The following is a 22,733-nucleotide window of genomic DNA, read 5'->3' as shown; positions in this document are numbered from 1 at the left end:
GCGATGGCCAAACAGTCGACACAAACGCTGACACTGCTGATTCAACTGGCGACAGATGAGGTAGATGCTGCCATGCAAGAGCTGGCGCAAGCCATGCAACTGCTTGAACAGGCACAACAGCAGCGCAGCATGCTGGAACAATACCAGCAGGAATATGAGCAGCAATGGCAGCTGGCTTCTCAAAAAGGGCTCAAAGCCGATTTATACCGCAATTTTCAGGGCTTTTTCTCGCAATTGGAATTGGCGGTGCGCAGTCAAAATGCTCAAATTGAACAATGTCAGGCGAATGTCCTGCACAAACGACAGCTATTGCAGGAAAAACAGCGCAAGCAAAAATCCTTTGAGGTACTGATGACACGGGCGGAAACGATGCAAGCAAAAGCAGAGGGCAAGCGCGATCAGAAACTGATGGATGAGTTTGCAAGCCGTGCCAAACGCACGCGTCTGTAAAACAAATGTTGACCGGGAGAGTCATATGGCGTTTTTAAATTCCGCAACTCTATTGAATATGGGCGCAGACGCCGTGAAAACAGCATCTGCCAATCAGGTGTCGCAAGACGCACAGAGCAATGGCTCTGATGAGTTTGCCCAGGCTTTGCGCAAGCAAATGCAGCAAAGCAGCAAGCCTGTCATGCCTGTCGCCAATAAAACAATGGCTGACAAGGCCGACACCCCTAAACCTGAATCAGCGCCAGCCGCCTCGGCTGCAGAAAAAGCACCAGCGGCACAATCCAATACCGTCAAATCAGAAGACAGCGCACAAAAAACAGCGGCTGAGAGTGGCGATGAGAATGCGCGTGCTGAGACATCAGCAAGTACTGAGGAAGCCACTACATCCTCTGCGGCCAGCAATACAAAAGACCCCGCGGCTGTGATTGAAACTGCGCAAGAGCGTAAAAAACGTTTATTGGCTGACCTGGCTGCAAATGATCAATTGCCGACGGGCATTTCGCCATGGATGCAAACCATGATTGCCATGCGCCCAACGACAGCACAAACCGATAGCTTGCCTAAAGCCGAGTTGAGTACCGATGGCGCTGCCGTGACGGTGGATAGCGAGCAACTGCCTGTCGTTGATAGCAATGCCCTGGCTTTGCCGCTGAGCTCTGAAGCCATGACCAAAACCACCGCTGTGCCGATGCCGACGACGCCCGCAGTCAACGCAGGCCAGGATGATCAGGCCGCCGATTTCAAACAGTTACTGGCTGGCAATGCGCAAGCCGACACTGGCAAAGAAGCCGCTGGTATTTCTGAAACCCAGGTCAATGCTCAATTGATGGCAGAGGCGACAGGCGAGACCGGCCGTACAACGCAGGCATTTAATGAAATGCGTGGTGCAGATGCACAAGCCGATATATTGAGTTTACCGCAGCAGCCAGCCGCGCAAGCCTTGCCGAATAGCACATGGCTGAATGCGGCCGGTGTGGCACAAAGCAGCCCTGTGATGATGTCGCAAATTGCAGCGCCGTTTGGTAATGAGCGCTGGCAAACCGCCATGAACCAGCATGTGATGAATATGGTGGGCAGCGGCGATGACGTGGCCAGCCTGACCTTGTCACCGCCAGATTTGGGCCCGATTCAAGTAGTGTTGAAAGTGGATAACCAGTCTGTGAATACCAGCTTTATTACCGATAACCCATTGGTCCGTCAGGCATTGGAAGATGGTATGCAGGATTTGCGTGACCGCATGCAGTCACAAGGCTTGCAACTGGGACAAACCTTTGTTGGTGATGGCCAGCAGGCACAACAGCATTTTGAGCAGCAGACTTCGCGTCAAGGTGGCCAGTCAGTGGGCACCGCAGGTGAAGCTGACGCAGTGGTTGCCCCGCAAGCGGTTAAAACCACGGTTGCACGTGGCCTGGTCGACACCTTTGTTTAAGCTGTGGGCAGGCAAGCGGCCTGCCTGCGGGTGTAAATTTCGATTAAACGCTGATTTAACCCTTTTATCCGCTAATCTCCAGCGCGCTGTTTTGCGCATAATGACACCATAAACACTCTAGGTTTAATGTAAGAAAGGTTTGTGTCATGGCTCAACAACCGGCAAAAGCAGAAGGCGCAGCAGACGCGGCGCCAAAATCCAAGAAGAAACTCATTGTCATATTGGCCGTGGTGCTGGCATTGGCTGCCGGTGGTGGCGCTGCTGCATTCTTTTTAATGAAAAAGCCGGAGGCACAACAAGCCAAAGCCAAGCATGCTGAGAAGGCAGAAGGCCATGAAGAGGCGGCTGCTGAAGATGAAGCCGCTGAGGAAGAGGCGCCTGAAGAGGAAGCTGGTGGTCATGCTGACCCTAAAACGGCCCTGACTTATGTGCAGTTTGAAACATTTACCGTGAATTTGTTGCCAGACCCTGATGACAAGTTCCTGCAACTGGATTTGACCGTAGAGGTGAAAGGCGCTGAGCTGGCAGAAAAAATGAAAGCACAGATGCCAGCCTTGCGTAACCGCGTGCTGTTATTGCTTACCAGCAAAAAAGCCTCCGATATTTCTACGCCGGAAGGCAAAGCACAACTGAGTGCAGAGTTGCTGGTTGAACTGAAAAAGCCGCTCGCTGCACACGGTAAGCCACTGAAAGTCACCCAGGTATTATTTACCTCGTTCGTGATTCAGTAATGTTATGAGCCCAGTTGTTTAAAGTGAGTCATCATGTCAGCTGACAAGTTTCTATCACAAGACGAAATTGATGCGCTACTCAAAGGTGTTGAGGGCGACGACGAAAGTGATGCGTCTGGCAAAGACGAGGCTGGCGTTCGTAATTACAACCTGGCTACGCAAGAGCGGATTGTGCGCGGCCGCATGGCCACGCTGGAAATGATTAATGAACGCTATGCGCGTTTACTGCGTGTTGAGCTGTTCAACTTCCTGCGCCGCACCGTTGAAGTCTCGGTCGGGCCGGTCAGGATTATCAAATATACCGATTTTATCCGTAACCTGGTGGTGCCTACCAACCTCAACCTGATTCACATTAGTCCCTTACGCGGCACCGGTGTGCTCGTGATAGATCCGACCTTGGTGTTTTTGGTGGTGGACAATATGTTTGGCGGCGACGGCCGCTTTCACACCCGCGTCGAAGGCCGTGATTTTACCGCGACCGAACAGCGCATTATCCAGCGCATCCTGGGCATCATGTTCGAATCGTATGAAAAGGCTTGGGCACCGGTATATCCGATCAAGTTTGAGTACCTGCGTTCGGAAATGAATACGCAGTTTGCCAACATCGCCACGCCGAATGAAGTGGTGGTGGCCATTACTTTCAATATTGAGCTGGGCCCGAATAGTGGCGAAATGCATTTCTGCGTGCCGTATTCGATGGTTGAGCCGATCAAAGACCTGCTGACCTCTCCATTACAAGGTGAAAACCTGGGTGGCGATAAGCGTTGGGTCAAGTTGATGACGCAGCAAATTCAAGCCGCAGAAGTCGAGATAGTCGCTAACCTGGCCACGCGCAAACTGACGGTGGCAGACTTGCTGGAGCTCAAAGAGGGCGATGTGATCCCGATTAATATCAGTGACAGCATAGAAGGACAAATTGACAACATTCCGGTCATGGAGTGTCGTTATGGAGTATTTAACGGGCAGTACGCCCTTAAGGTTGAAAAGTTAATTCGCGCTGACGGTAGTCAGGAGCAATTGCAAGGAGAGTCATAATGGCTATGGATCCCGCCAAGAACAGTGCAGATGATGATATGAATGCAGCGATGGCTGCCATGGGAGTGTCTGATCCCGGTGATGTGCAGACGATTGCGGAAGATGACTGGGGTGCAGCCTTGGCTGAGCAAACCCAGGCGGAGTCTTCGGCGTTGCAGGAGCCAACCAGCAAGACGGCTGTATTTAACGAATTCAGTGCCAACAATAAACTGGAAGGCACCCAGAATGACATTGATTTCATCCTGGATATTCCGGTACAACTGACCGTTGAGCTAGGCCGCACCAAGATTTCGATCAAGAACCTGTTGCAACTGGCGCAGGGCTCTGTTGTTGAGCTGGACGGCATGGCGGGCGAGCCGATGGACGTGCTGGTGAATGGCTGCCTGATTGCCCAGGGTGAGGTGGTGGTGGTGAATGACAAGTTTGGTATTCGCTTAACCGATATCATTACCCCGGCCGAGCGTATTCGCAAACTGAATCGTTAATGGCTTTTTTGAATTCCTTTTTGTTTAGATCGCCATGAAAATTATCAGTCAGTTGTTGATCGCCTTGTTTAGCAGCCTGGTGACCGGCGTGGCATGGGCGGTTGTGCCTGCGGCGACTGCCGCGGCAGCACCGAGTGCGAGTGATAGCCTGGGCCGTATGGTTTATGGCACGGTGATTGTCTTGCTAGTGATCGCGGCGATTGCCTGGTTGTTACGGCGTGTGATGCCTGGGCAAACCATGGCTCAACGTGGTGTGATCAAACAAGTAGGTGGTTTGCAGCTAAGCCCCAGGGAGCGTGTGGTGGTGCTTGAAGTGGCTGGCCGCTGGCTGGTGGTGGGCATCAATGCAGGCCAGATGACGGCCCTCGGCGAAGTCGCCCCACCTGCGACGGAATCCTCAGTGGAAGAGGGCGCAAGTGCTGCTCAATCTGCGTCTTCTGGTATCGATCCGCAAGCTTCTTTTGCTGTCCGTTTGCAACAAGCCATGCAAGCAACGTTGCAGCAAACCGTCAAATCCCTCAAAAACAAGCCTTGAGTCGCTCATTTCCGGCCTTTGATTTAACCTGGCCGGGCGTACTATAGCCCTAACTTATTGATAGTCTTGTGTCTGCCGTGCGCAGTTGCAAGCAAGTTTCGGGTGCCATACACATGCGTGTTTTTTCAGTGTTAAAGTCTATATTGTCCTTGTTGCTGCCGGTCGGCTTGCTGCTTGGTTTCCCGCTATTGTCGTGTGCGGCTGGCGGACTACCGATTGGCACAGTGACCCCTGGGGCAGGCGGTGGCCAGGACTATACGCTGAGCCTGCAAACCCTGATTTTACTCACTTCGTTGACATTCATCCCGGCCGCGATGCTGATGATGACTGGCTTTACGCGTATCGTGATTGTGTTGTCTTTGCTGCGCCAGGCCTTGGGTACCCAGTCTGCGCCTTCTAACCAGGTATTGATTGGCCTGGCCTTGTTCATTACCTTTTTTGTCATGGGGCCGGTGTTCGACAAAATCTATACCGACGCCTACCAGCCTTTATCCGAAAGCAAAATCACCATGCAGGAAGCGTTGGAGCGCGGTGTGTTGCCACTCAAAGGCTTTATGCTCAAACAAACCCGCGAAAATGACCTGGCCATGTTTGCCAATATGGCACACGTCGAGACTATTCAAACGCCTGAGGATGTACCGCTCAGAATACTGGTGCCTGCCTTTATGACCAGTGAGCTCAAAACAGCCTTCCAGATTGGCTTTGCCATCTATATCCCGTTTTTGATTATCGATATGGTGGTGGCCAGTATCTTGATGGCCATGGGCATGATGATGGTCTCACCAGCCATTGTGTCGCTGCCTTTTAAGCTCATGCTGTTTGTGCTGGTCGATGGCTGGCAGCTGATACTCGGCTCGCTGGCGCAAAGCTTTGTGATTTAACCTTTTGATTTAACACAGCATACTTTCATTTTAAGGAGTACATCATGAGTCCGGAACAGGTATTGACCATAGGCAGTGAAGCCATGCAAACCACATTGATGGTAGCAGCGCCAGTGCTGGGTACTGCGCTGATGATAGGCTTGATCGTGAGTATTTTTCAGGCCGCCACGCAAATCAATGAGCAAACCTTGTCGTTTATCCCCAAGCTGGTGGGCGTCATGGCGGTGCTGTTATTGGCAGGCCACTGGATGCTGATGACCATGGTGGACTATATGCACCATATTTTCACCATGATCCCGCAATTGGTGAACTAAGCGGCTATTGGGTAACTAGGCAACAGACTGCATGCTGACCATCCATGCTTCGGATCTGCAATTGTGGATCGTCCAGCTATTGTGGCCGCTCACGCGCGTGCTAGGCTGCCTCACCGTCGTTCCGCTATTTAGCCATCCTTCTATTCCCAAACGCATCAAGCTGGCCATTGGCTTCGTCATTACGCTGGCGATTGTGCCTGCCATTCAGGTACCACCCATCGAAGTGTTGTCATGGCAAGGCTTGTTGTCATTGCTGGCCCAGTTTTTAATCGGAATCAGTATGGGCTTTGTCATGCGCTTACTGTTTACGGCGGTTGAAATGGCCGGGTTTATGATGGGGATGAGCATGGGGCTAGGGTTTGCCAGTTTTTATGACCCACAGGCGCATGGCCAAACCATTGCGGTTGGTCAATTTTTAACTATGTTGGCATTGCTGGTGTTTTTGAGCCTGGATGGTCATTTAATCGTGGTGGCCGTCATGCTGCAAAGCTTTGAAACCATGCCGATAGGCATGGAGCACTGGCAGCTGAATAGCCAGGCCATTGCAAGCCTGGGAGGCCATATTTTTTCACAAGGTTTGTTGCTGTCATTGCCGGTGGTTGCCAGTCTGCTTATTACCAACATGGCCTTGGGCGTGTTAACCAAGGCAGCACCGCAATTCAATATTTTCGGTATTGGGTTCCCAATTACGATTTCAGTCGGCTTTTTGATGACATTATTAAGCCTGCCTTCTCTGGTCAGCCCCGTTGGCCGCTGGCTGGTCGATGCACAGCAATTGATGTTGCAAGTGTTGCATTAACCGCGCAAGCACTTGCAACCGCCTTAAATTAGGCTAAACAGGGAGATGTTGGAGGTGGCCACAAACGCTTTCTGCGCCGCTTGCAAGATCGTCGTTTTCTTGGAAATATCTGATAATGCCTGCGCATAATCCAGATCCTGCAGCGTTGAAATAGACGCATCATATTGCAGGTCCAGGCTATCCCCTGTGGTGTTTAGGGTATCCAGCAAATTCAGGCTGCTGCCGATTTCTGAACGCGCATCCAATACCGAATTCAACGAACCTTTCATTTTGTCGATACTGGTTGCCAGGCCGGTATTAAATGCGTCTTGGGTAGTGCTGTCTGTGATCGGTGTTTTTAACAGCGCAATAATGTCCTGCAAGTTAGTAAATACATTGTCGCCGTTGGCGCCAAATACCTGGTCGCCGGTGAACGTGACTGGCAACTGGCTTTGCACATCAATTTGCAAGCTGGTACGGGTTGAGTTGGCAACAAAGTCAAAGTTGCCATCAAACGGCACGGTAGACGAGGCATAGCCGGAATACATGTAGTTGCCCTGCGAGTCTTTTGTATTGGCCAGGCCCTTTAGCGTGTCCAGGCTACCTTGCAGTTCATTGGCCAGCTTGGCACGTTCTGCATCCGTATAAGCACCATTACCGGCAGCAATCAGGGTCGATTGGATGGACTGGATGGTGTCTGTCACGCTACTCAGGTTAGCCTCATAGGTTTGCAGCAGCGTTTCTGCAGTTTTACGCGTGTTGGTGTAATTCGCGTTCTGGTCTTTGGCCGTATTGAGCTCGAGTATGCGTGCCGCTGCCACCGGGTCGTCTGCTGGCGAGTTTACGCGCTTACCAGTCGCAGTTTGAATGCTCAGCTTGTTCAGGTCAGCTTGCAGATTCATTAACTGGTTGGTACCAGATTGATAGATGGTATTGGTACTGATTCTCATGATGGCCTATCCTTCAAAAACTTATTGACCCATTTGCAGTAAAACTTCAAACAGCTGGCTGGCGATTTGCATCATTTTGCCCGCCGCCTGGTAGGCTTGCTGATAACGCAGCAAATCAGTGGCTTCTTCGTCCAGGTTGACGCCAGACTCAGACTGCATGGCGGCCGTTGCATTTTCCAGGGCGGTGGCATCAGCCTTGCTGGTGATGCTGAGCTCATTGGTTTTAGTGCCGACGGCACTCACCATTTGTGCAAAGGCCTGTGCATAGGTTCTATTCGTGCTGCTGCCTGCCACACGCACGTTGGCGCCAGTTTGCAAGGCAGCCAGTTTCAAGCCGTTTTCGTTATCGTTAGGGCCGGTGGTGGCTGAGCCTGCCATTGCCAGTTTATCGACATTGGTAAACGCCAGTGACAGTTGACCCGCAGCATACTGCGTCGGCTTGATCAGGTAAGAATCGCCTTCTGTCGGTGTGCTGGTATTGACATCAATCTGCATGCCGTCGACGGTAGCAGGCAGCGAAGCGCCTTGCCACATCACGGATTTATCACTGAGGCGGGTAATGGTGTATTGACCGCTGTTATATTTGACCGTGTAGTCACTGCTGGTCAGCAGGCTGGCATCGGTGATGGTGGCAGAAGCCGCTTTGGTCGGGTCTGTGTTGTAGGCGCTGCTGACCGCGGTCGGTCCACCGACATTAAACAGGTTGGTACCCAATACGCCATTTAAATCATAGCCCTGAGTTTGCTGGGCATTAAACTGACTGGCCAGGGTCACGGCCAACTGCCCAACCTGGTTCTGCACCACGTCCAGCGTTTCACTCCTGAATTGCAAGACACCGCCAAGGGTGCCGCCAGACAAGGTATCCGTGCTCAGGATTTTAGGACTGGCCGGGTTGCCATAAGCCACTTCCATGCGGGTAGGGTCGGTATCACTGGCGCGTGTATATAAAGAGTACTGTTGCGTACCAACGACCAGTGGCATACCGCTACCGGCAAATACGTTGTAAGAACCATCATCCTGCTTGATGACGGTGGTTTTGATTTGCTCACTGAGCTTGGCTACCAGCTGATCACGTTGGTCCATCAGGTCATTCGGCGTATTGCCTGTTGAGTTAATGGCCTTGCTGATGGTGTCATTCAAGTTGGCAATTTGTGAGGAGTAGCTGTTAATAGCATCTACACTGGCGGTAATTTGCGTATTAATGCTATCGCGCATCTGGTCCAACTGGGTGTTTACCGCATTAAAACGGTTCACCATGGATTGTGCGGAAGAGATCAATGTCTGACGCGTGGCCGTGTCACTTGGATTGGCCGCTGCCGCGCTCACGGCACTGAAAAAGCTCGTAATCACCGGGTTCAAACCGGCAGTGCTGTCCGACAGCAAGCTGTTGATCTGACTGATATTGCTGTAATAGGCACCGCTGGCATTGGCAGTCGCCGTGGCATTCAGTACCTGTTTAGCCAGCGTCTCGTTGAATACGCGTTGTATGCCCACCACATTGGTACCCTGGCCGACATAGCCATAGCCAAAGTTCTGTGCTTGTGCAGCAGCTTGCACGACAGTTTGACGGTTGTAGCCCTCGGTTGACGCGTTGGCAATGTTGTGGCCAACGGTGGCAATGCCTATTTGCGCGGCATTGAGGGCGCTTTTACCAATGCTGAGTACATTTGACATGTGATTTCCTCATGTGTCAGCCCCCTGCAGAGAGTCAGACACGACTTTAAAGTGTGGTTAAGTAGCCTATCGGCAGTTTTTTTTTGTTTCTTTAGGGTTGCGTCTGCTTAGCCTTGTAAATTCTTGATGACTTGCGTCAGTTTTTTGCCATATTGAGGGTCGGTTGCATAGCCCGCACGTTGCAATGCATTGGCATACGCGCTGGCATCATGCGTATTGTTCATGGCTTGCTGGTAGCGCGGATTCTGTGAAATCAGTTTGGCGTAATCCTTGAAGGCATCACTGTAGCTATCGTAAGCCCGGAATTTTTCAACCCGGGTCTGTTTCACGCCGTTGATATATTCAGTGGTCGTGCTGCTGGCGACTTTGCCTTTCCAGTTGGCATCAGCCTTGATACCAAACAGGTTATGGCTGTTCACACCATTGTCCGTTTTAATTTCATGTTTGCCCCAGCCGCTTTCGAGGGCTGCCTGGCCAATCATGAATTTAGCTGGAATGCCGGAAGTACTGCTGGCTGCTTGTGCATGCGGCAACATACTCTGGATAAATTGTTGTGTTTTACCTGCCACTTCACGCATGGCCGTGGCTAATGGGGCTTGCGGCAGGGTAAAGCTCTGGACGTTGGCCTGGGTTTCTTCCACGAGCGGTGGTAACTCGGGAATACCGCGTGCCCACGCAGTATCGGTGTTGCTATCGGAGGTACTGTCAGTGGCTTCCCACTGCTGGTAAGCTTCGCGGATTTTTTGTGCCGCTTGCGCCAGCACGGCTTTGCCATTGCTATTGCTTGTTAGTGGATTGGTTTGGCTGGTGTGGGGCAGGGCAGCGTTGCTATCGAGCTTACCAGTAGACTTGGTATCTTTACTGCCATCGGTGGCATCGCCCGGTTTTTGGCTGAACTTGCTTAGTTGTCTGACCAGCACGTCCGTCAGCCCCAGGCCTTTCTGGCTGAGGTTGGTGCTCAGTTGCTGGTCTAGCATGCCCATGAACATTTTGCCTTGTTCGCTATCGGTAATGCCATCTTGCGGCACGGTGTCACGCATGCTTTTCAGCATCATGTTCATCAACACCGCTTCAAACTGGCGTGCGACTGCCCGAATAGATTCGGGCGAATCAGTATTGCCGCGCTTCAGGCTATTGAGCGAGTTACCGTCAATGGCCAGGCTTTGCGTCGTAGGATCGATACGGGGTTGCATCGCCGTCTCTCGCTTAAATCACCTCAAGCTCGGCATTCAAGGCACCGGCCGCTTTCATGGCTTGCAAAATCGCCAGTAAGTCCTGTGGTGTGGTACCAATCGCGTTGAGCGCTTTGACTACATCAGACAAGTTTGCGCCGTTATTCAGCTTAAGCACTTTGCCTGGCTCTTTGTTAATGTTAATTTCTGACACGGCGGTGGAAATCGTCTGGCCATTGGAGAATGGGCCAGGCTGGCTAATCACCGGTGAAGTATTAATCACCACCGACAGGTTGCCGTGTGAGACTGCGCAGCTATCCAGTGTCACCGCTTTGTTCATGACCACAGAGCCGGTACGTGCATTGAGGATAATCTTGGCCGGGGTTGCCGCCAGCGCCACATTAATCGTTTCCAGGTTAGCCAGGAAAGAAACGCGGCTCATGCTTTCAGGTGGGCGCACCTGAATCACGCGGCCACTTTCGGCTTGCGCAGTCATCGGGCCAAATTTCTTGTTAATGGCTTCAACCACATTGTTGGCGGTCGAGAAGTCACTTTCCTTCAATTCGAGTTTCACTACATCCTGGTGCAGCAGGGTGTTGGGCAGGGCACGTTCAACCGTGGCGCCTTCAGAAATACGGCCTACGCTTAAGTGGTTGATCTGGGTCTGGCTGCCATTGGCTGCCGCGCCGACACCACCGACGACCAGGTTGCCCTGGCCCATGGCATAAATTTGACCGTCTGCACCTTTCAGAGGCGTCATCAGCAAGGTGCCGCCGCGCAAGCTCTTGGCGTTACCCATGGAGGATACTGTCACATCCAAGGTTTGGCCCGGTTGTGCGAAAGCGGGCAGGGAGCTGGTGACCATCACTGCAGCTACGTTTTTCAATTGCAGGTTGGTGCCAGGTGGTAAGGTAATACCCATCTGGTTCATCATGCTGATAATACTTTGCACAGTGAACGGGGTTTGCGTAGTCATGTCGCCTGTGCCATCCAGGCCAACGACCAAGCCGTAACCAATCAACTGGTTGGCGCGTACGCCCTGAATATTGCTGATATCCTTGATGCGCTCAGCTTGAGCGAAAGGCGTGGCCAGTAACAGGCCACATGCCAGCATGCCATAGGCAACAGCGCGTTGGCCGCGCTGTACGGTGCGAAATAATCTGTGTGTCAGTATGGGCATGATCAACTCTCCTACAATGGAATCATGCTAAGGAAAAAGCGCGAGAACATGGACAGCACTTCGGCGGCATCCATTTTGCTGTTGCTGCGGTATTCAATACGCGCATCAGCCACTTTGGTTGAAACCACTTCGTTGCCGATGGTAATCATGTCCGGGTTGACGATGCCAGAGAAGCGGACATATTCTGTCCCTTTATCAAAGCCAATCTGTTTCTCGCCGCTGATCACCAGGTAGCCATTTGGCAGCACATCGGTCACGGTCGCTGTCACAGAGCCACTAAAGGTATTGCTGGCATCTGCCGCTGCTTTGTCTTTAAATGACAGCGCTGAGCTGGCGTTAAAGGCGGCTTTAGGCACATTGTGACCAAACAGGCCAGTCACAGAAGCGGCTGTTGAGCCATCTTTGGTTTGCTCGTTATCAGAAGCCTTGTTAGCAGTGGTATTTTCTGCAATGCGAACAGTGACGATATCGCCTACATAGCGTGGGCGGCGGTCTTCAAACAATGGGCGAAAGCCTGCACTGTTGAAAATGGCGCCTTCAGTGCGCGCGTCTGGGCGTGCCATGGCGACGCGTGGCGTGTCCGGTTTTTGCACAATGGTTGACGGCGTAATGGAGCAGCCGTTCAGTAATTGAGAAAACGCCAAGCAAAGTAGTAAGCTCATGATCGTTCTATTCATCATTTGAGTGATCCTCAAGCAGGGATTACATCTGCGACAGTTTTTGCAGCATCTGGTCCGAGGTTGTAATCGCCTTGCTGTTAATTTCATAGGCACGCTGGGTTTGAATCATGCTCACCAGCTCTTCGACCACGTTAACGTTGGACGTCTCAACATAGCCTTGTGAAAGCAGACCCGCACCATTGGTGCCTGGTACGTTAGTATTAGGATTGCCTGATGCGGTGGTTTCTACATACAGGTTTTCACCTTTAGACTGCAAACCAGTCGGGTTGATAAACGTGGCTAACTGAATCTGGCCAATCTGGGTCGTGGCTGTTGAGTTAGGGGTGGTAATCGAGACCACACCATCTCTGCCAATGGATAAGCTTTGCGCATTGGCTGGAATCGTAATTGACGGTTGTACCGGAAAGCCGCTGGCGGTCACCAGTTGGCCCTGGCTATCAACCTGGAAGGAACCATCGCGGGTATACGCCGTTGTGCCATCAGGCAACAGAATCTGGAAAAAGCCCTGGCCCTGAATAGCGACGTCTTTGTCGTTGCTGGTTTGTTGCAAGTTGCCTTGCGTGAAAATACGCTCGGTCGCCACCGGTTTTACACCGGTACCTAATTGCAAACCGCTGGGCAGCTGGCTTTGTTGCGAGCTTTGTGAGCCTACCTGGCGAATGTTCTGGTAGAGCAGGTCCTCAAACACTGCGCGTGACTTTTTAAAGCCGCTGGTGCTGACGTTGGCCAGGTTGTTTGAAATCACGTCCATCTGCATTTGTTGTGCATCCAGACCGGTTTTGGAAATCCATAATGAGCGTATCATCGTTCACTCCTTGGGCTTAAACCCGTTTTCATACTGCAATATTAGTGCAAGCCTTAGCCATTCATACTGAAGAGCTGATCGGCTTTTCCAGCGTTGTTTTGCGCGTTTTCCAGCATTTTCATTTGCATTTCAAACTGGCGCGCCAGGCTGATCATGTTCACCATGGTTTCGACCACGTTGACATTGCTGGTTTCCAAAGCGCCGCCAGCCACTTTTACGTTAGGGTCCAGTGGTGCGGCCTGGCCGTTGCTGGTCACAAACAGGCCATCATCTGCGCGCTTGAGCGAAGCTTCTGGCGGGTTCGCCAGTTTGATCCGGCCCAGAATGGTGGTCGCGCCTGGAGCAGTAAAGTCGTTGACGCTGGAAATCGTGCCATCGCCACCGATACTGACAATCACGTTAGGCGGAATGCTGATCGGGCCTGCATCGCCCATCACATTGAGGCCGGATTCGGTTTGTAACTGCCCGTTCTCATTAATTTTGAGCGAGCCGTTACGGGTGTATCCTTCTGAACCATCGGCACGCTGCACGGCAATCCAGCCCTGGCCTTGTACGGCGACATCCAGGTCGCGGCCGGTATGCTGGATACTGCCGGCTTTGTAGTCGGTGCCAACTGTGGCATCGACGACAAAGGCGCGCGTAGGCAAGCCATCGCCTAGAATCGGCACTGCACGGAAACTGTCCACCTGGGCTTTAAAGCCGGTCGTGGTGGCGTTAGCCAGGTTGTGGGCAGTGGTCGCCTGTTGCTCCAAAATATGCTTGGCGCCAGTCATTGCAGTGTATATCAGACGATCCATAAAGCTGCCCCTATCAAGAAGTTAATCAAACCCTTATTAACGCAGGTTGACCAAAGTCTGCATGACCTGATCTTGCGTTTTAATGGTTTGTGCGTTGGCCTGGTAGACACGCTGTGCGGTGATCATGTTCACCAGTTCTGCGGTCAGGTCGACGTTGGAGTCTTCGACTGCGGATGATTGCAATACACCTAATGTACTGCTACCAGGCGCACCAATCAGCTCATCACCAGATTCGTAAGTTGCCATCCACTGGTTACCACCGAGGGATTGCAAACCGTTCGGGTTCACAAAGTTAGCCAGAATCACACGGCCCAGGTCTTTGGATTGGCCGTTGGTATAGCGGCCCTGGATAATGCCATCATCACCAATGGTGAAGCTGGCAATACGGCCAGAAGAGTAACCGTCCTGGCTCAGCTTGTTCACGCTGAAAGAAGAGCCATACTGGGTGCTGGTTGAATAATCAAAACTGATATTCATAGTGGCGCCACCCGTGGTAGGCGTAAAGCTGATCGGTGACACGGTGGAGTTGGTTGAGTCATAGCCACCTGCGTTAAACACCATGGATGGTGTAGGCGTAGGGGTCACATCAGAGCCATCTACTGTGGTGTAGACGCTCCAGGTGTTAGCCGCAGTTTTCACATAGTAGTTTTGTACATTGTGTGAGTTGCCCAGGTTGTCATAGACCGTGATCGCAGTGGAGTTGGTATAGCTGGTTGGGTCAGTCGAGCTGAATGGCGTCACTGTCTGGTCAATGTTGGCACTGGCGGAGTTGAGGTTCAAGGTGCCGGTGATTTTACTACTCGCCACTGGTTGCAGGTCGCTGGTATCGATCTGGATCTCTACCGGGCTGGAACCGTTCAGGTTGTCAGCGCTGTTACCCATCAGGCGTTTGCCATCACTGGTGACGATATAACCATTTTTATCCATCTGGAACTGGCCGTTACGGGTGTAAGTCACTGCGCCATTGTTACTCAGGCGGAAGAAGCCAGCACCGTTAATCGCCACGTCCAGGGTGTTGTTGGTGGCAGTAATATTGCCCTGGGTAAACTGCTGGGCAACATCAGAAATCTTGGTACCAATACCGATTTGGGTGGCACCGGCGCCGCTCAATGAGGCGGCGAACACATCAGCAAATTCTGCACGAGACTGTTTAAAGCCAACGGTGTTAGCGTTAGAAACGTTGTTGCCAATCACTTCCAGCGCTTTGGACGCTGCGTTTAAACCACTTAAGCCTTGTGAAAAAGCCATGTTATCTCTCCTTGATAAAGACTAAAATCTAAGTAGGAATTAGAAAATCTCTTGAATGTCTGCAATCGCCACCGACGTGTTGTTGCTTAAGTTCAGTTTTGCGCCACTGGTGCTGGTGGTCACGCTTTGTACCTGTGCCAGGCTGAGGGCGGTACTCTTCACTGTGGTATCCCCCGTTTTTGCCGTGATCTCATAGGTGTAATCACCACTTGGAGCGGTCGTGCCGTCATCCATCTTGCCATCCCAGTTTAAGGCGTTCACGCCAACATCCTGCTTGCCAAACGTGAGGGTACGTATGGTGGCACCCGAGCCGTTTTTAATGGCAACCGTCAAGCCGTCGGCACCATTCGGCACATTCACGCCGAAGTAACCGCCCGTTTCGGTATGAGTCAGGGTTTTGCCTTCTACCAATACGTTGCGGCCTATCATGCTGGTGGCCTGGTAAGACTGGCCAAGCTGTACGCTGCCGATCAGGCTGCTCATGGTTTCATTCAGCTTGTTGATGCCAGTGACCGTATTCAACTGCGCCATCTGGCTGGTGACCTGGGCGTTATCCATCGGGTTCAACGGATCCTGGTTCTTCATCTGCGTCACCAGCAGGGTCATGAAACGGTCCTGTGTTTCATCGGTGGTGCTGGCACTGTTGCGAGTGTTCACTGAATTCAGTAAATCCTGTGACACCTGGTTGTTGGTATTAACGGTGGTCATGCTGAAGTCCTTTCTGCAGGTTATTGACCGATATTCAGTGTTTTAAGCAACATGGTTTTCGCCGCATTCATGGTTTCCACGTTGTTTTGGTAAGCGCGTGAGGCTGAAATCATGTTCACCATTTCTTCAGTTACATTGACATTCGGCATGGTGATGTAGCCATCGGCATTGGCCATTGGGTGCTTGGGGTCGTAGACCATTTTGCCGGGCTTGGTATCTTCAATCACACGCTCGACTTCGACCGTGCTGCTCTTATTCGCTGCATCCTGCACAGCCTTGAACACGACTTGTTTAGACTGGTAGGGCTTGCCATCGGAACTCACCACGCTATCTGCGTTGGCGAGGTTACTGGCCACGGTGTTGAGGCGCATGGATTGCGCACTCATGGCTGAGCCGGAAATTTTGAATACGTTAAACAGAGACATGACAGACCTCCTTTAATTATTGCTGGCCGTTAATTGCGGACAGCATTTTCTTAATCTGGCCGCCTATCATGGTCAGGCTGGCCTCGTAACGGATACCGTTATCGACATAAGCATTACGCTCCACATCCATGTCGACCGTGTTGCCATCGGCAGAGCCTTGCACCACGGAGCGGAACAGTGGGTCACTGGCGCCACTGACATAGCCGCTGCTGCCCGTGCCATTCATATGGCCCGCATTGGTTTGTTGCAATGCACCATTGGTGGTGGCTGTGCCAGCAGAGGCATTGGGTTGCAGTGCTGCCTTCATGGCAGACTGAAAGTCGATGTCACGCGCTTTATATTGCGGCGTATCTGCATTGGCAATATTCGATGCCAACAGCTCTTGACGTTGATTGCGCACGCGCAATGCCGTCTGATGGAAATTCAGTGCGGCGTCCAGTTTGTTTATCATCGTTTCATCCTTTCCTGGCTGTTTCTCAAGCCCTGTTCGAATCCTGTTGCTTTCGAACCTCTAAAGTTTTGCCATCTGCAGCCGTTAACCCGATTAAGCAGGTCTGCTTTCACACATGACTTTTACTAGCTATGCCTAGTGTACGCCGCGGCCTATGCAATGATTCTTCAATTAAACGGGGGAAATCCCCTTTAATTCCGGGATTAAACTTGCCCGTGATGCGTAGAATAGGGCACATGAAACAACTCCAGCCCCAGATTGTGATGATGCTTATTGTTAGCCTGTTATGGCTGATGAGTGGCTCTGCGCACGCGGCAGACCGCACTGTGATTGCGAATCAGCATGCAGCGGGCGCTGCCACGGCAGGCAATGACATGCACAGCCGCTTGTATCAGACGGCGATGCAATATGTGCAAAGCCAGACACAAGGCTATCCGGGCAAAGTCAATATCGAGATTCAGCCGCTGGACAGCCGTATCCGCATTGCTGAGTGTGCCTTGATGGAAGGATTTACCGTACAGGGCGCACGTTTGTGGGGTAAAACCCATATTGGTGTGCGTTGCCTGCAATCTGACACCAAGCCATGGACACTCTATGTACAGGCGGATGTGCAGGTGTGGGGAGAATATGCCGTCACTGGCTTGCCAGTCAGCCAGGGCTCACCAGTACAAACCACAGACGTGGTCATGCAGTCTGGGGATTTAAGTAAATTGCCAGCTGGCATTATTACCGATCTCTCTATGCTGGAGGGTAAACAGGCAGCATTGAATTTGCCATTGGGCACCGTGTTAAGACCTGAACTGCTTAAGTCTGTACCGGTGATTAAGCAAGGGCAAACTGTTCAATTAAATAGTCGTGGTGACGGCTTTGTCATCTCGGCTGATGGCACCGCCATGCAAACCGCGAATGTTGGTCAGGTGGTTGATGTGAAAGTCAGCAGCGGCCAGATTGTAAAAGGCGTTGCGCAGTCTTCCGGTAAGGTAGACGTGCGCTTTTAGTCAGATGGACAACCTTTTTAATTAAAAAATGTCTGAAAATTATAAACATGCGATAAAAAGTATATTAAGCACTAAAGTTCGCTTAAACTATGCCGATAGTACTGTTAACGAATGAGGGTTTTGACTTTGATAAGCCCTGACACAATTCAAAATCAGAAGAGGTACGGCATGAACATTTCAGATTCTATTAAAAAATTGGGTGTTGGCGTAGACAAGCCGACATTGGACAAAGGGTCTGCGAGCAAAGGTAGTGACAAAGCGGCAAATACGTCTAGCACTGCCTCTACAGACAATGTGACTTTATCTTCTGCCTCTGTGCAGTTGCAGTCATTAGAAGCCGGATTAGCGTCTGGTGAAGTCTTTGATACAAACAAGGTCGAAGAAATCAAAGCGGCGATTGCGCGCGGTGACTTCTCCGTTGATACGGCCAAAGTGGCAGATGGTTTGCTGCAAACCGTAAAAGATTTGATACAACCGAATAATAAAGGGTGACTATGATGGCGACTGCAACGCATTTATCTTCTTCTCCAGTAACGTTTGAAAAAGACGCCGCACTGGTTTCAGAACTTTTGAATGATTTGCAGTCTGAACAGTCCGCTTTGGTCAGCGCTGACCTGGATGTGATTGAGCGCATGGTAGATAAACGTGTTGAACTGCTACAAGCATTAGGTGCCGCCGCTAATTCACGTTATGACGCACTGGCCGCGGCCGGTTTTGAGCCAAATGAACAAGGCATGTCTGCCTGGTTGCAAACACAGTCTAGCCCATTGCTGGATTCCGCCTGGGTGACTTTCCAGCAACAACTGGTACAGGCCAAAGAACTGAATCGCCTGAATGGTATTCTGATCAACAAGAATTTCATACGTAACCAGGAAAAACTGGATGCATTGAACGGCAAGAGCTCTGCCCCGCAGTTTTATGGTAAGAATGGTCAAGCCCATAGAGCCAACGCCAGCCGCAGTGGTTTTTCAGTGTAAACACGCTTCATACGCTTAAAAACACAACAGCCGAAGAGAATCTCTTCGGCTGTTGTGTTTTTAAGGCTCTAGAAATGGCTTAAGCCAGGTTTTCCAACGCTTCCCAGCGCGCGAGTTTTTCCAGGATCAACAATTCAATGTCGTCCAGCCTGTCTTGCAACTGTTTGACCTGCTCAGGCGCCTGTTTATAAATATCACCTTGTGCAAACTGGGTCTGGATTTCAGCTTGCTCTTGTTCCAACTGCTCAATCTCTGCCGGCAACGCTTCCAGCTCACGCTGTTCTTTAAAGCTCAATGTTTTTCGGGGTGTGACCTTAGGTGCGGGTGTGTTTGCTACTGGCGCGGCCACAGATACTTTGGGCATAGGCGCTGATTTGCTAATACTCGGTTTGCTGGCACGATCCTGGGTAAATCTTAACCAGTCATCGTAGCCACCACCAAACTCGGTTAGTTTCCCTTGTCCTTCAAAAGCAATCACTTGCGTGACGGTGTTTTCTAAAAACGCCCGATCATGGCTGACGAGAAAAAGGGTGCCTGAATAGTCCTGTAATAGCGTCTCCAATAACTCCAGCGTATCAATATCCAGGTCATTGGTAGGCTCATCCAACACCAGTACATTGGCGGGGCGCGCAAACAGGCGCGCTAGCAGTAAACGGTTGCGTTCACCCCCAGACAGGGACTTTACTGGTGAGCGTGAGCGTTGTGGTGGAAACAGAAAGTCTTCCAGATAACTGATCACATGTTTACGTTCATTGCCGATTTCAACAAAGTCCGAACCCGGGCTAATGGTGTCAGCCAAGGTGGCTTCTTCATCTAACTGCTCACGCATCTGGTCAAAATAAGCGACATTGATTTTTGTGCCGCGCTGAATCTCGCCACTATCTGCTTCAATGTCACCTAAAATCAGTTTCAATAGCGTGGATTTCCCAATGCCGTTGGGCCCTAATAAACCGATTTTATCGCCACGCAAAATACGGGTACTGAAGCCTTTGATTAAGGTTTTGTCACCATAGGACTTATAGACCTGATCAAGCTCTGCCACCAGTTTCCCGCTACGTTCTCCCGCATCCAGGTTGAGTTTGACATCGCCCTGACGCTCACGTCTGGCTGCACGGTCTAAACGTAGCGCTTCCAGTCTTCTTACGCGTCCTTCATTACGTGTACGGCGTGCTTTAATGCCTTGGCGGATCCAGACTTCTTCCTGTGCCAGGAATTTGTCGAACTTAGCCGCATGGGTTTCTTCGACGGCGAGCAGCTCTTCTTTTTTAACTTGATATTGGGAAAAATTGCCTACAAAGTCTGTCAGATTGCCGCGGTCCAGCTCGGTAATACGTGTGGCCAGCTTGTCCAAAAAACGACGGTCGTGGGTAATGAACAACACACTGCCATTAAACCCGAGTAGCAAATCTTCCAGCCACTCGATGGCTTCCAGGTCTAAATGGTTGGTTGGCTCATCCAATAGTAAAACTTCAGGCTCCGCAACCAGCGCCCGGCCAAGCGCTACGCGTTTACGCCAGCCACCAGAAAGGGTAGAGATCAGGACATCTGCATCCAGCTTTAAGCGGCTAAGCACAGTTTCGACACGTGATTGCGCTACCCATCCATTTTGCGCATCCATTTCATGCTGTAAGGCCTGCATGCGCTCCATCAGCGCCTCAATATTGGCATCCGGCAGGCCCATGTCATGGGTCACTTGATGGTAGTCAATGATGGTTTGCTGCAAGCTGCCCAAGCCTTCTGCCACCGCTTCAAATACGGTGTGCGCCTTATCCAGCTCGGGCTCTTGTGGCACATAGACCACGCGTACGTTTGGTGCCCGCCATACAGTGCCGTCATCCAGTTTGATGGTACCGGCAATGGCTTTCAGTAAACTGGATTTACCGGCACCATTGCGGCCAATCAAACCGACGCGCTCGCCTGGGTCTAACTGGAAAGAGGCTTGGGCAAGTAAAGCATGATGACCAAATGCCAGGCTGGCATTATCAAGCGTAATATGAGGCATAAAGGGGGATGGGGCAGAGGTTGTTGAATCGATTCGATATTGTAAACGACATCAAACCATACACTACGCTTAATGCGTAAATAAAAGAATCTATCAGTGTATCTGCTGTGAAGGCGAGGGCAGGGTATCTAGCGATAACGCACCGCCGCGCAGCGAAACATCAGGCGCCGGGCGGGTATCAGGTTGATACTCCTCCACCCAGCGCTGCAAGTCCTGCTTGATTTGTGTTTCTTGTAAATGTGGCATATTGCTTAACCAATCCAGCAGATTGGCCAACCAAAGTGCATCTGCACTACGGGCTTGCGCAATGCGCAGTTTTTCATGGCTGGTGGGCAGCGTGTTTTCATCATCTGCCAACAATTCTTCATACAGTTTTTCGCCTGGGCGCAAGCCGGTAAACTCAATACGAATATCCTGCTCTTGCAAGCCAGATAGTTTAATCATATCGCGTGCCAAGTCGATAATCCTGACAGGCGTGCCCATGTCCAGCACAAACACCTCGCCGCCATTACCCATGGTGGCTGCCTGCAACACTAATTGCGCCGCCTCGGGGATAGACATAAAGTAACGTGTGATTTCTGGGTGGGTAATGGTAATGGGGCCGCCATGGGCAATCTGCTCACGGAACTTGGGAATGACGCTACCGCTACTGCCCAGCACATTGCCAAAACGCACCGTGATAAAACGCGTGCGGCTATTCTCGCCATGCTGCAATCCCTGGCAAATCAGCTCCGCCAGCCGTTTGCTGGCACCCATCACATTGGTGGGATTCACGGCTTTATCGGTTGAAACCAGCACAAACGTTGGGACACCCGCCGCCTGGCAAGCTGACGCAATCTGGTAGGTGCCATGGGCGTTATTCTGCAAGGCCTCCACCACATTAAAGTGCTCCATCATCGGCACGTGCTTGTACGCGCCAGCATGCAACACCACATCAGGTTGATGGCTTTGCAAAATACGCTGAATACGCGTCTGGTTTTTCACATCGGCCACCAGGTACACCAACTCGGTATCCGTCACCCACTGGCTAAATTCCTGCTGCAAGGTATAAAGCGCATATTCAGAAATATCCAGGCAAATTAACTGCGTCGGGTGAAAGCTCAATATCTGGCGACATAACTCAGAACCTATTGAGCCCGCAGCACCAGACACCAGCACCACTTTGTTCGCTAGCATACTGCTCAGACCATGCGTGTCTAACTGCACCACATCGCGCCCTAGCAAATCCTCCACATCAATCTTGCGAATCTGCGACAAACTGATGCGGCCACTGATCAAGTCCGACATGGCAGGCAAGGTCAATACCTCCATACCCTCGACTTTACGAGCCGCCTCAACTGCTAAACGACGTTTTTCATGCCTGCTAGCCGGCATCGCAATCATGCAATGCTGGCAACCATGCCGTGCCGCAATCTGCGCCATATCTTCTAACCCACCCTCGACCTTAGTGTGCATAATCTCGCGCCCAACCAGTTTGTTACTAGGGTCAACCATCGCCACGACACGCCACTCAGGGTTCTTGCTCAACTCTTTAATCAGGTTAAAAGAGGCATCCTCGACGCCAATCACAATCACAGGCTTGCCTTGAACCGCGAGCGTATTGAACAATCGACGTTCTTTCCAGGCGCGATAAATAAAGCGGCTACCTCCCATGGTTAACAGCAATAACATGGGGTTGAGAATCAGCACAGAGCGAGGGATAACAATAGAAGGGTGTACGAGCAATGCGAATGTGGCACTAAGCAACGCTGCAAATGCCACTGCACGCATGATTCGTTTTAAATCTGGCAGGCTGGCAAAACGCCAAACACCTTTGTATAAGCCAAAGCTATAAAAGCATATGCTATGAAAAATAAAAATGACTGGCAGGCTTTCCAGTATATAACTGATGAATTTTTCGGGGATATGAAAATTGAAGCGAAGTGCGAATGCCATCCACCATGCAACGACGATCACAATTGCATCATGGGTATAAGCTAGCAATGATAAGAAACGAGCCAGAAGTTTAGGCATGCTTAACTACCTGAT

25 protein-coding genes are annotated in these 22,733 nt (G+C 51.3%); 12 read left to right on the top strand and 13 right to left on the bottom strand.

Annotation, left to right across the window (positions count from 1 at the left end; all coding sequences use genetic code 11):
• Positions 1-3: 3 nt before the first annotated feature.
• From fliJ to fliR, 9 genes are all read left to right on the top strand, one after another.
• Positions 4-450 (top strand): flagellar export protein FliJ, encoded by a 447-nt coding sequence (gene fliJ / locus ACIDE9_RS10980; RefSeq protein WP_411994812.1) that lies wholly within the window; start codon positions 4-6, stop codon positions 448-450.
• Positions 451-475: 25 nt separating this feature from the next.
• Positions 476-1,879, top strand: a complete 1,404-nt coding sequence (locus ACIDE9_RS10975; RefSeq protein ID WP_411994810.1) for a flagellar hook-length control protein FliK — start codon at positions 476-478, stop codon at positions 1,877-1,879.
• Positions 1,880-2,025: 146 nt separating this feature from the next.
• Positions 2,026-2,610, top strand: a complete 585-nt coding sequence (locus ACIDE9_RS10970) for a flagellar basal body-associated FliL family protein (protein WP_411994808.1) — start codon at positions 2,026-2,028, stop codon at positions 2,608-2,610.
• A 33-nt stretch (positions 2,611-2,643) separates the two neighbouring features.
• On the top strand, positions 2,644-3,645 hold the full coding sequence (fliM, locus tag ACIDE9_RS10965; RefSeq protein WP_194754296.1) for a flagellar motor switch protein FliM: 1,002 nt from the start codon (positions 2,644-2,646) through the stop codon (positions 3,643-3,645).
• Positions 3,645-4,130, top strand: coding sequence for a flagellar motor switch protein FliN (fliN, locus tag ACIDE9_RS10960; protein WP_411994806.1), 486 nt, complete (start codon positions 3,645-3,647; stop codon positions 4,128-4,130). The genes fliM and fliN overlap by 1 nt, the downstream gene beginning before the upstream one ends.
• A 34-nt stretch (positions 4,131-4,164) precedes the next feature.
• Positions 4,165-4,665 (top strand): flagellar biosynthetic protein FliO, encoded by a 501-nt coding sequence (gene fliO, locus ACIDE9_RS10955; RefSeq protein ID WP_194754297.1) that lies wholly within the window; start codon positions 4,165-4,167, stop codon positions 4,663-4,665.
• A gap of 113 nt (positions 4,666-4,778) precedes the next feature.
• Entirely contained in the window at positions 4,779-5,546 is a 768-nt protein-coding gene (fliP, locus tag ACIDE9_RS10950) for a flagellar type III secretion system pore protein FliP (RefSeq protein WP_194754298.1), read from the top strand.
• 44 nt (positions 5,547-5,590) lie between these two features.
• Positions 5,591-5,860: a flagellar biosynthesis protein FliQ gene (gene fliQ, locus ACIDE9_RS10945; RefSeq protein WP_019882538.1), complete on the top strand. Its 270-nt coding sequence runs from the start codon at positions 5,591-5,593 to the stop codon at positions 5,858-5,860.
• Positions 5,861-5,891: 31 nt separating this feature from the next.
• Positions 5,892-6,659: a flagellar biosynthetic protein FliR gene (gene fliR, locus ACIDE9_RS10940; protein ID WP_411994803.1), complete on the top strand. Its 768-nt coding sequence runs from the start codon at positions 5,892-5,894 to the stop codon at positions 6,657-6,659.
• Between the two features lie 23 nt (positions 6,660-6,682).
• On the opposite strand, the gene flgL is transcribed toward fliR, so the two are convergent.
• The 11 genes from flgL to flgB all read right to left on the bottom strand — a co-directional run bounded on the left by flgL (position 6,683) and on the right by flgB (position 16,728).
• Entirely contained in the window at positions 6,683-7,588 is a 906-nt protein-coding gene (gene flgL / locus ACIDE9_RS10935) for a flagellar hook-associated protein FlgL (RefSeq protein ID WP_411994801.1), read from the bottom strand.
• A 21-nt stretch (positions 7,589-7,609) separates the two neighbouring features.
• Positions 7,610-9,262, bottom strand: a complete 1,653-nt coding sequence (flgK, locus tag ACIDE9_RS10930; protein WP_411994799.1) for a flagellar hook-associated protein FlgK — start codon at positions 9,260-9,262, stop codon at positions 7,610-7,612.
• A gap of 107 nt (positions 9,263-9,369) precedes the next feature.
• Positions 9,370-10,455 carry a flagellar assembly peptidoglycan hydrolase FlgJ gene (gene flgJ / locus ACIDE9_RS10925; RefSeq protein ID WP_411994797.1) on the bottom strand — a complete coding sequence of 362 codons (1,086 nt, stop codon included), beginning with the start codon at positions 10,453-10,455 and terminating at the stop codon, positions 9,370-9,372.
• Positions 10,456-10,468: 13 nt separating this feature from the next.
• Positions 10,469-11,548: a flagellar basal body P-ring protein FlgI gene (locus ACIDE9_RS10920; protein WP_194754561.1), complete on the bottom strand. Its 1,080-nt coding sequence runs from the start codon at positions 11,546-11,548 to the stop codon at positions 10,469-10,471.
• A 77-nt stretch (positions 11,549-11,625) separates the two neighbouring features.
• Complete coding sequence (locus tag ACIDE9_RS10915) at positions 11,626-12,276, bottom strand: flagellar basal body L-ring protein FlgH (RefSeq protein WP_194754303.1); 651 nt, start codon at positions 12,274-12,276, stop codon at positions 11,626-11,628.
• A 40-nt stretch (positions 12,277-12,316) separates the two neighbouring features.
• Positions 12,317-13,099, bottom strand: coding sequence for a flagellar basal-body rod protein FlgG (gene flgG, locus ACIDE9_RS10910; RefSeq protein WP_194742122.1), 783 nt, complete (start codon positions 13,097-13,099; stop codon positions 12,317-12,319).
• A 53-nt stretch (positions 13,100-13,152) separates the two neighbouring features.
• Positions 13,153-13,896 (bottom strand): flagellar basal-body rod protein FlgF, encoded by a 744-nt coding sequence (gene flgF, locus ACIDE9_RS10905; RefSeq protein WP_194742121.1) that lies wholly within the window; start codon positions 13,894-13,896, stop codon positions 13,153-13,155.
• 36 nt (positions 13,897-13,932) lie between these two features.
• Positions 13,933-15,144 (bottom strand): flagellar hook protein FlgE, encoded by a 1,212-nt coding sequence (gene flgE, locus ACIDE9_RS10900; protein ID WP_194742120.1) that lies wholly within the window; start codon positions 15,142-15,144, stop codon positions 13,933-13,935.
• A gap of 39 nt (positions 15,145-15,183) precedes the next feature.
• Positions 15,184-15,852, bottom strand: coding sequence for a flagellar hook assembly protein FlgD (locus ACIDE9_RS10895; RefSeq protein WP_411994794.1), 669 nt, complete (start codon positions 15,850-15,852; stop codon positions 15,184-15,186).
• Between the two features lie 20 nt (positions 15,853-15,872).
• Entirely contained in the window at positions 15,873-16,277 is a 405-nt protein-coding gene (gene flgC / locus ACIDE9_RS10890) for a flagellar basal body rod protein FlgC (RefSeq protein WP_194742118.1), read from the bottom strand.
• A gap of 16 nt (positions 16,278-16,293) precedes the next feature.
• On the bottom strand, positions 16,294-16,728 hold the full coding sequence (flgB, locus tag ACIDE9_RS10885; protein WP_194754306.1) for a flagellar basal body rod protein FlgB: 435 nt from the start codon (positions 16,726-16,728) through the stop codon (positions 16,294-16,296).
• A gap of 236 nt (positions 16,729-16,964) precedes the next feature.
• Between flgB and flgA the strand changes: the two genes are divergently transcribed.
• The 3 genes from flgA (at position 16,965) to ACIDE9_RS10870 (ending at position 18,703) form a co-directional block, all read left to right on the top strand.
• On the top strand, positions 16,965-17,726 hold the full coding sequence (gene flgA / locus ACIDE9_RS10880; RefSeq protein ID WP_194754307.1) for a flagellar basal body P-ring formation chaperone FlgA: 762 nt from the start codon (positions 16,965-16,967) through the stop codon (positions 17,724-17,726).
• 168 nt (positions 17,727-17,894) lie between these two features.
• Positions 17,895-18,218, top strand: coding sequence for a flagellar biosynthesis anti-sigma factor FlgM (gene flgM, locus ACIDE9_RS10875; protein WP_194754308.1), 324 nt, complete (start codon positions 17,895-17,897; stop codon positions 18,216-18,218).
• Between the two features lie 2 nt (positions 18,219-18,220).
• Positions 18,221-18,703 carry a flagella synthesis protein FlgN gene (locus ACIDE9_RS10870; protein WP_370583258.1) on the top strand — a complete coding sequence of 161 codons (483 nt, stop codon included), beginning with the start codon at positions 18,221-18,223 and terminating at the stop codon, positions 18,701-18,703.
• A gap of 79 nt (positions 18,704-18,782) precedes the next feature.
• On the opposite strand, the gene ACIDE9_RS10865 is transcribed toward ACIDE9_RS10870, so the two are convergent.
• Together ACIDE9_RS10865 and ACIDE9_RS10860 are read right to left on the bottom strand one after the other, a co-directional pair.
• Positions 18,783-20,705 carry an ATP-binding cassette domain-containing protein gene (locus ACIDE9_RS10865; RefSeq protein ID WP_411994790.1) on the bottom strand — a complete coding sequence of 641 codons (1,923 nt, stop codon included), beginning with the start codon at positions 20,703-20,705 and terminating at the stop codon, positions 18,783-18,785.
• A 93-nt stretch (positions 20,706-20,798) separates the two neighbouring features.
• On the bottom strand, positions 20,799-22,718 hold the full coding sequence (locus ACIDE9_RS10860) for a polysaccharide biosynthesis protein (RefSeq protein WP_411994788.1): 1,920 nt from the start codon (positions 22,716-22,718) through the stop codon (positions 20,799-20,801).
• Positions 22,719-22,733: the final 15 nt, after the last annotated feature.

The sequence above is a fragment of the Methylophilus sp. 'Pure River' genome (genome assembly GCF_046765995.1).
Lineage (GTDB): Bacteria > Pseudomonadota > Gammaproteobacteria > Burkholderiales > Methylophilaceae > Methylophilus.
The sequence above is the reverse complement of the archived record's forward strand: the minus strand, read 5'-3'. Positions and strand labels throughout refer to the sequence as shown.

What these genes read in the sequence shown, in the direction of transcription:
- fliJ (WP_411994812.1), top strand. Translation starts at nt 4, where the DNA reads ATGGCCAAACAGTCGACACAAACGCTGACACTGCTGATTCAACTGGCG.
- ACIDE9_RS10975 (WP_411994810.1), top strand. Translation starts at nt 476, where the DNA reads ATGGCGTTTTTAAATTCCGCAACTCTATTGAATATGGGCGCAGACGCC.
- ACIDE9_RS10970 (WP_411994808.1), top strand. Translation starts at nt 2,026, where the DNA reads ATGGCTCAACAACCGGCAAAAGCAGAAGGCGCAGCAGACGCGGCGCCA.
- fliM (WP_194754296.1), top strand. Translation starts at nt 2,644, where the DNA reads ATGTCAGCTGACAAGTTTCTATCACAAGACGAAATTGATGCGCTACTC.
- fliN (WP_411994806.1), top strand. Translation starts at nt 3,645, where the DNA reads ATGGCTATGGATCCCGCCAAGAACAGTGCAGATGATGATATGAATGCA.
- fliO (WP_194754297.1), top strand. Translation starts at nt 4,165, where the DNA reads ATGAAAATTATCAGTCAGTTGTTGATCGCCTTGTTTAGCAGCCTGGTG.
- fliP (WP_194754298.1), top strand. Translation starts at nt 4,779, where the DNA reads ATGCGTGTTTTTTCAGTGTTAAAGTCTATATTGTCCTTGTTGCTGCCG.
- fliQ (WP_019882538.1), top strand. Translation starts at nt 5,591, where the DNA reads ATGAGTCCGGAACAGGTATTGACCATAGGCAGTGAAGCCATGCAAACC.
- fliR (WP_411994803.1), top strand. Translation starts at nt 5,892, where the DNA reads ATGCTGACCATCCATGCTTCGGATCTGCAATTGTGGATCGTCCAGCTA.
- flgL (WP_411994801.1), bottom strand. Translation starts at nt 7,588, where the DNA reads ATGAGAATCAGTACCAATACCATCTATCAATCTGGTACCAACCAGTTA.
- flgK (WP_411994799.1), bottom strand. Translation starts at nt 9,262, where the DNA reads ATGTCAAATGTACTCAGCATTGGTAAAAGCGCCCTCAATGCCGCGCAA.
- flgJ (WP_411994797.1), bottom strand. Translation starts at nt 10,455, where the DNA reads ATGCAACCCCGTATCGATCCTACGACGCAAAGCCTGGCCATTGACGGT.
- ACIDE9_RS10920 (WP_194754561.1), bottom strand. Translation starts at nt 11,548, where the DNA reads ATGCTGGCATGTGGCCTGTTACTGGCCACGCCTTTCGCTCAAGCTGAG.
- ACIDE9_RS10915 (WP_194754303.1), bottom strand. Translation starts at nt 12,276, where the DNA reads ATGAGCTTACTACTTTGCTTGGCGTTTTCTCAATTACTGAACGGCTGC.
- flgG (WP_194742122.1), bottom strand. Translation starts at nt 13,099, where the DNA reads ATGATACGCTCATTATGGATTTCCAAAACCGGTCTGGATGCACAACAA.
- flgF (WP_194742121.1), bottom strand. Translation starts at nt 13,896, where the DNA reads ATGGATCGTCTGATATACACTGCAATGACTGGCGCCAAGCATATTTTG.
- flgE (WP_194742120.1), bottom strand. Translation starts at nt 15,144, where the DNA reads ATGGCTTTTTCACAAGGCTTAAGTGGTTTAAACGCAGCGTCCAAAGCG.
- ACIDE9_RS10895 (WP_411994794.1), bottom strand. Translation starts at nt 15,852, where the DNA reads ATGACCACCGTTAATACCAACAACCAGGTGTCACAGGATTTACTGAAT.
- flgC (WP_194742118.1), bottom strand. Translation starts at nt 16,277, where the DNA reads ATGTCTCTGTTTAACGTATTCAAAATTTCCGGCTCAGCCATGAGTGCG.
- flgB (WP_194754306.1), bottom strand. Translation starts at nt 16,728, where the DNA reads ATGATAAACAAACTGGACGCCGCACTGAATTTCCATCAGACGGCATTG.
- flgA (WP_194754307.1), top strand. Translation starts at nt 16,965, where the DNA reads ATGAAACAACTCCAGCCCCAGATTGTGATGATGCTTATTGTTAGCCTG.
- flgM (WP_194754308.1), top strand. Translation starts at nt 17,895, where the DNA reads ATGAACATTTCAGATTCTATTAAAAAATTGGGTGTTGGCGTAGACAAG.
- ACIDE9_RS10870 (WP_370583258.1), top strand. Translation starts at nt 18,221, where the DNA reads ATGATGGCGACTGCAACGCATTTATCTTCTTCTCCAGTAACGTTTGAA.
- ACIDE9_RS10865 (WP_411994790.1), bottom strand. Translation starts at nt 20,705, where the DNA reads ATGCCTCATATTACGCTTGATAATGCCAGCCTGGCATTTGGTCATCAT.
- ACIDE9_RS10860 (WP_411994788.1), bottom strand. Translation starts at nt 22,718, where the DNA reads ATGCCTAAACTTCTGGCTCGTTTCTTATCATTGCTAGCTTATACCCAT.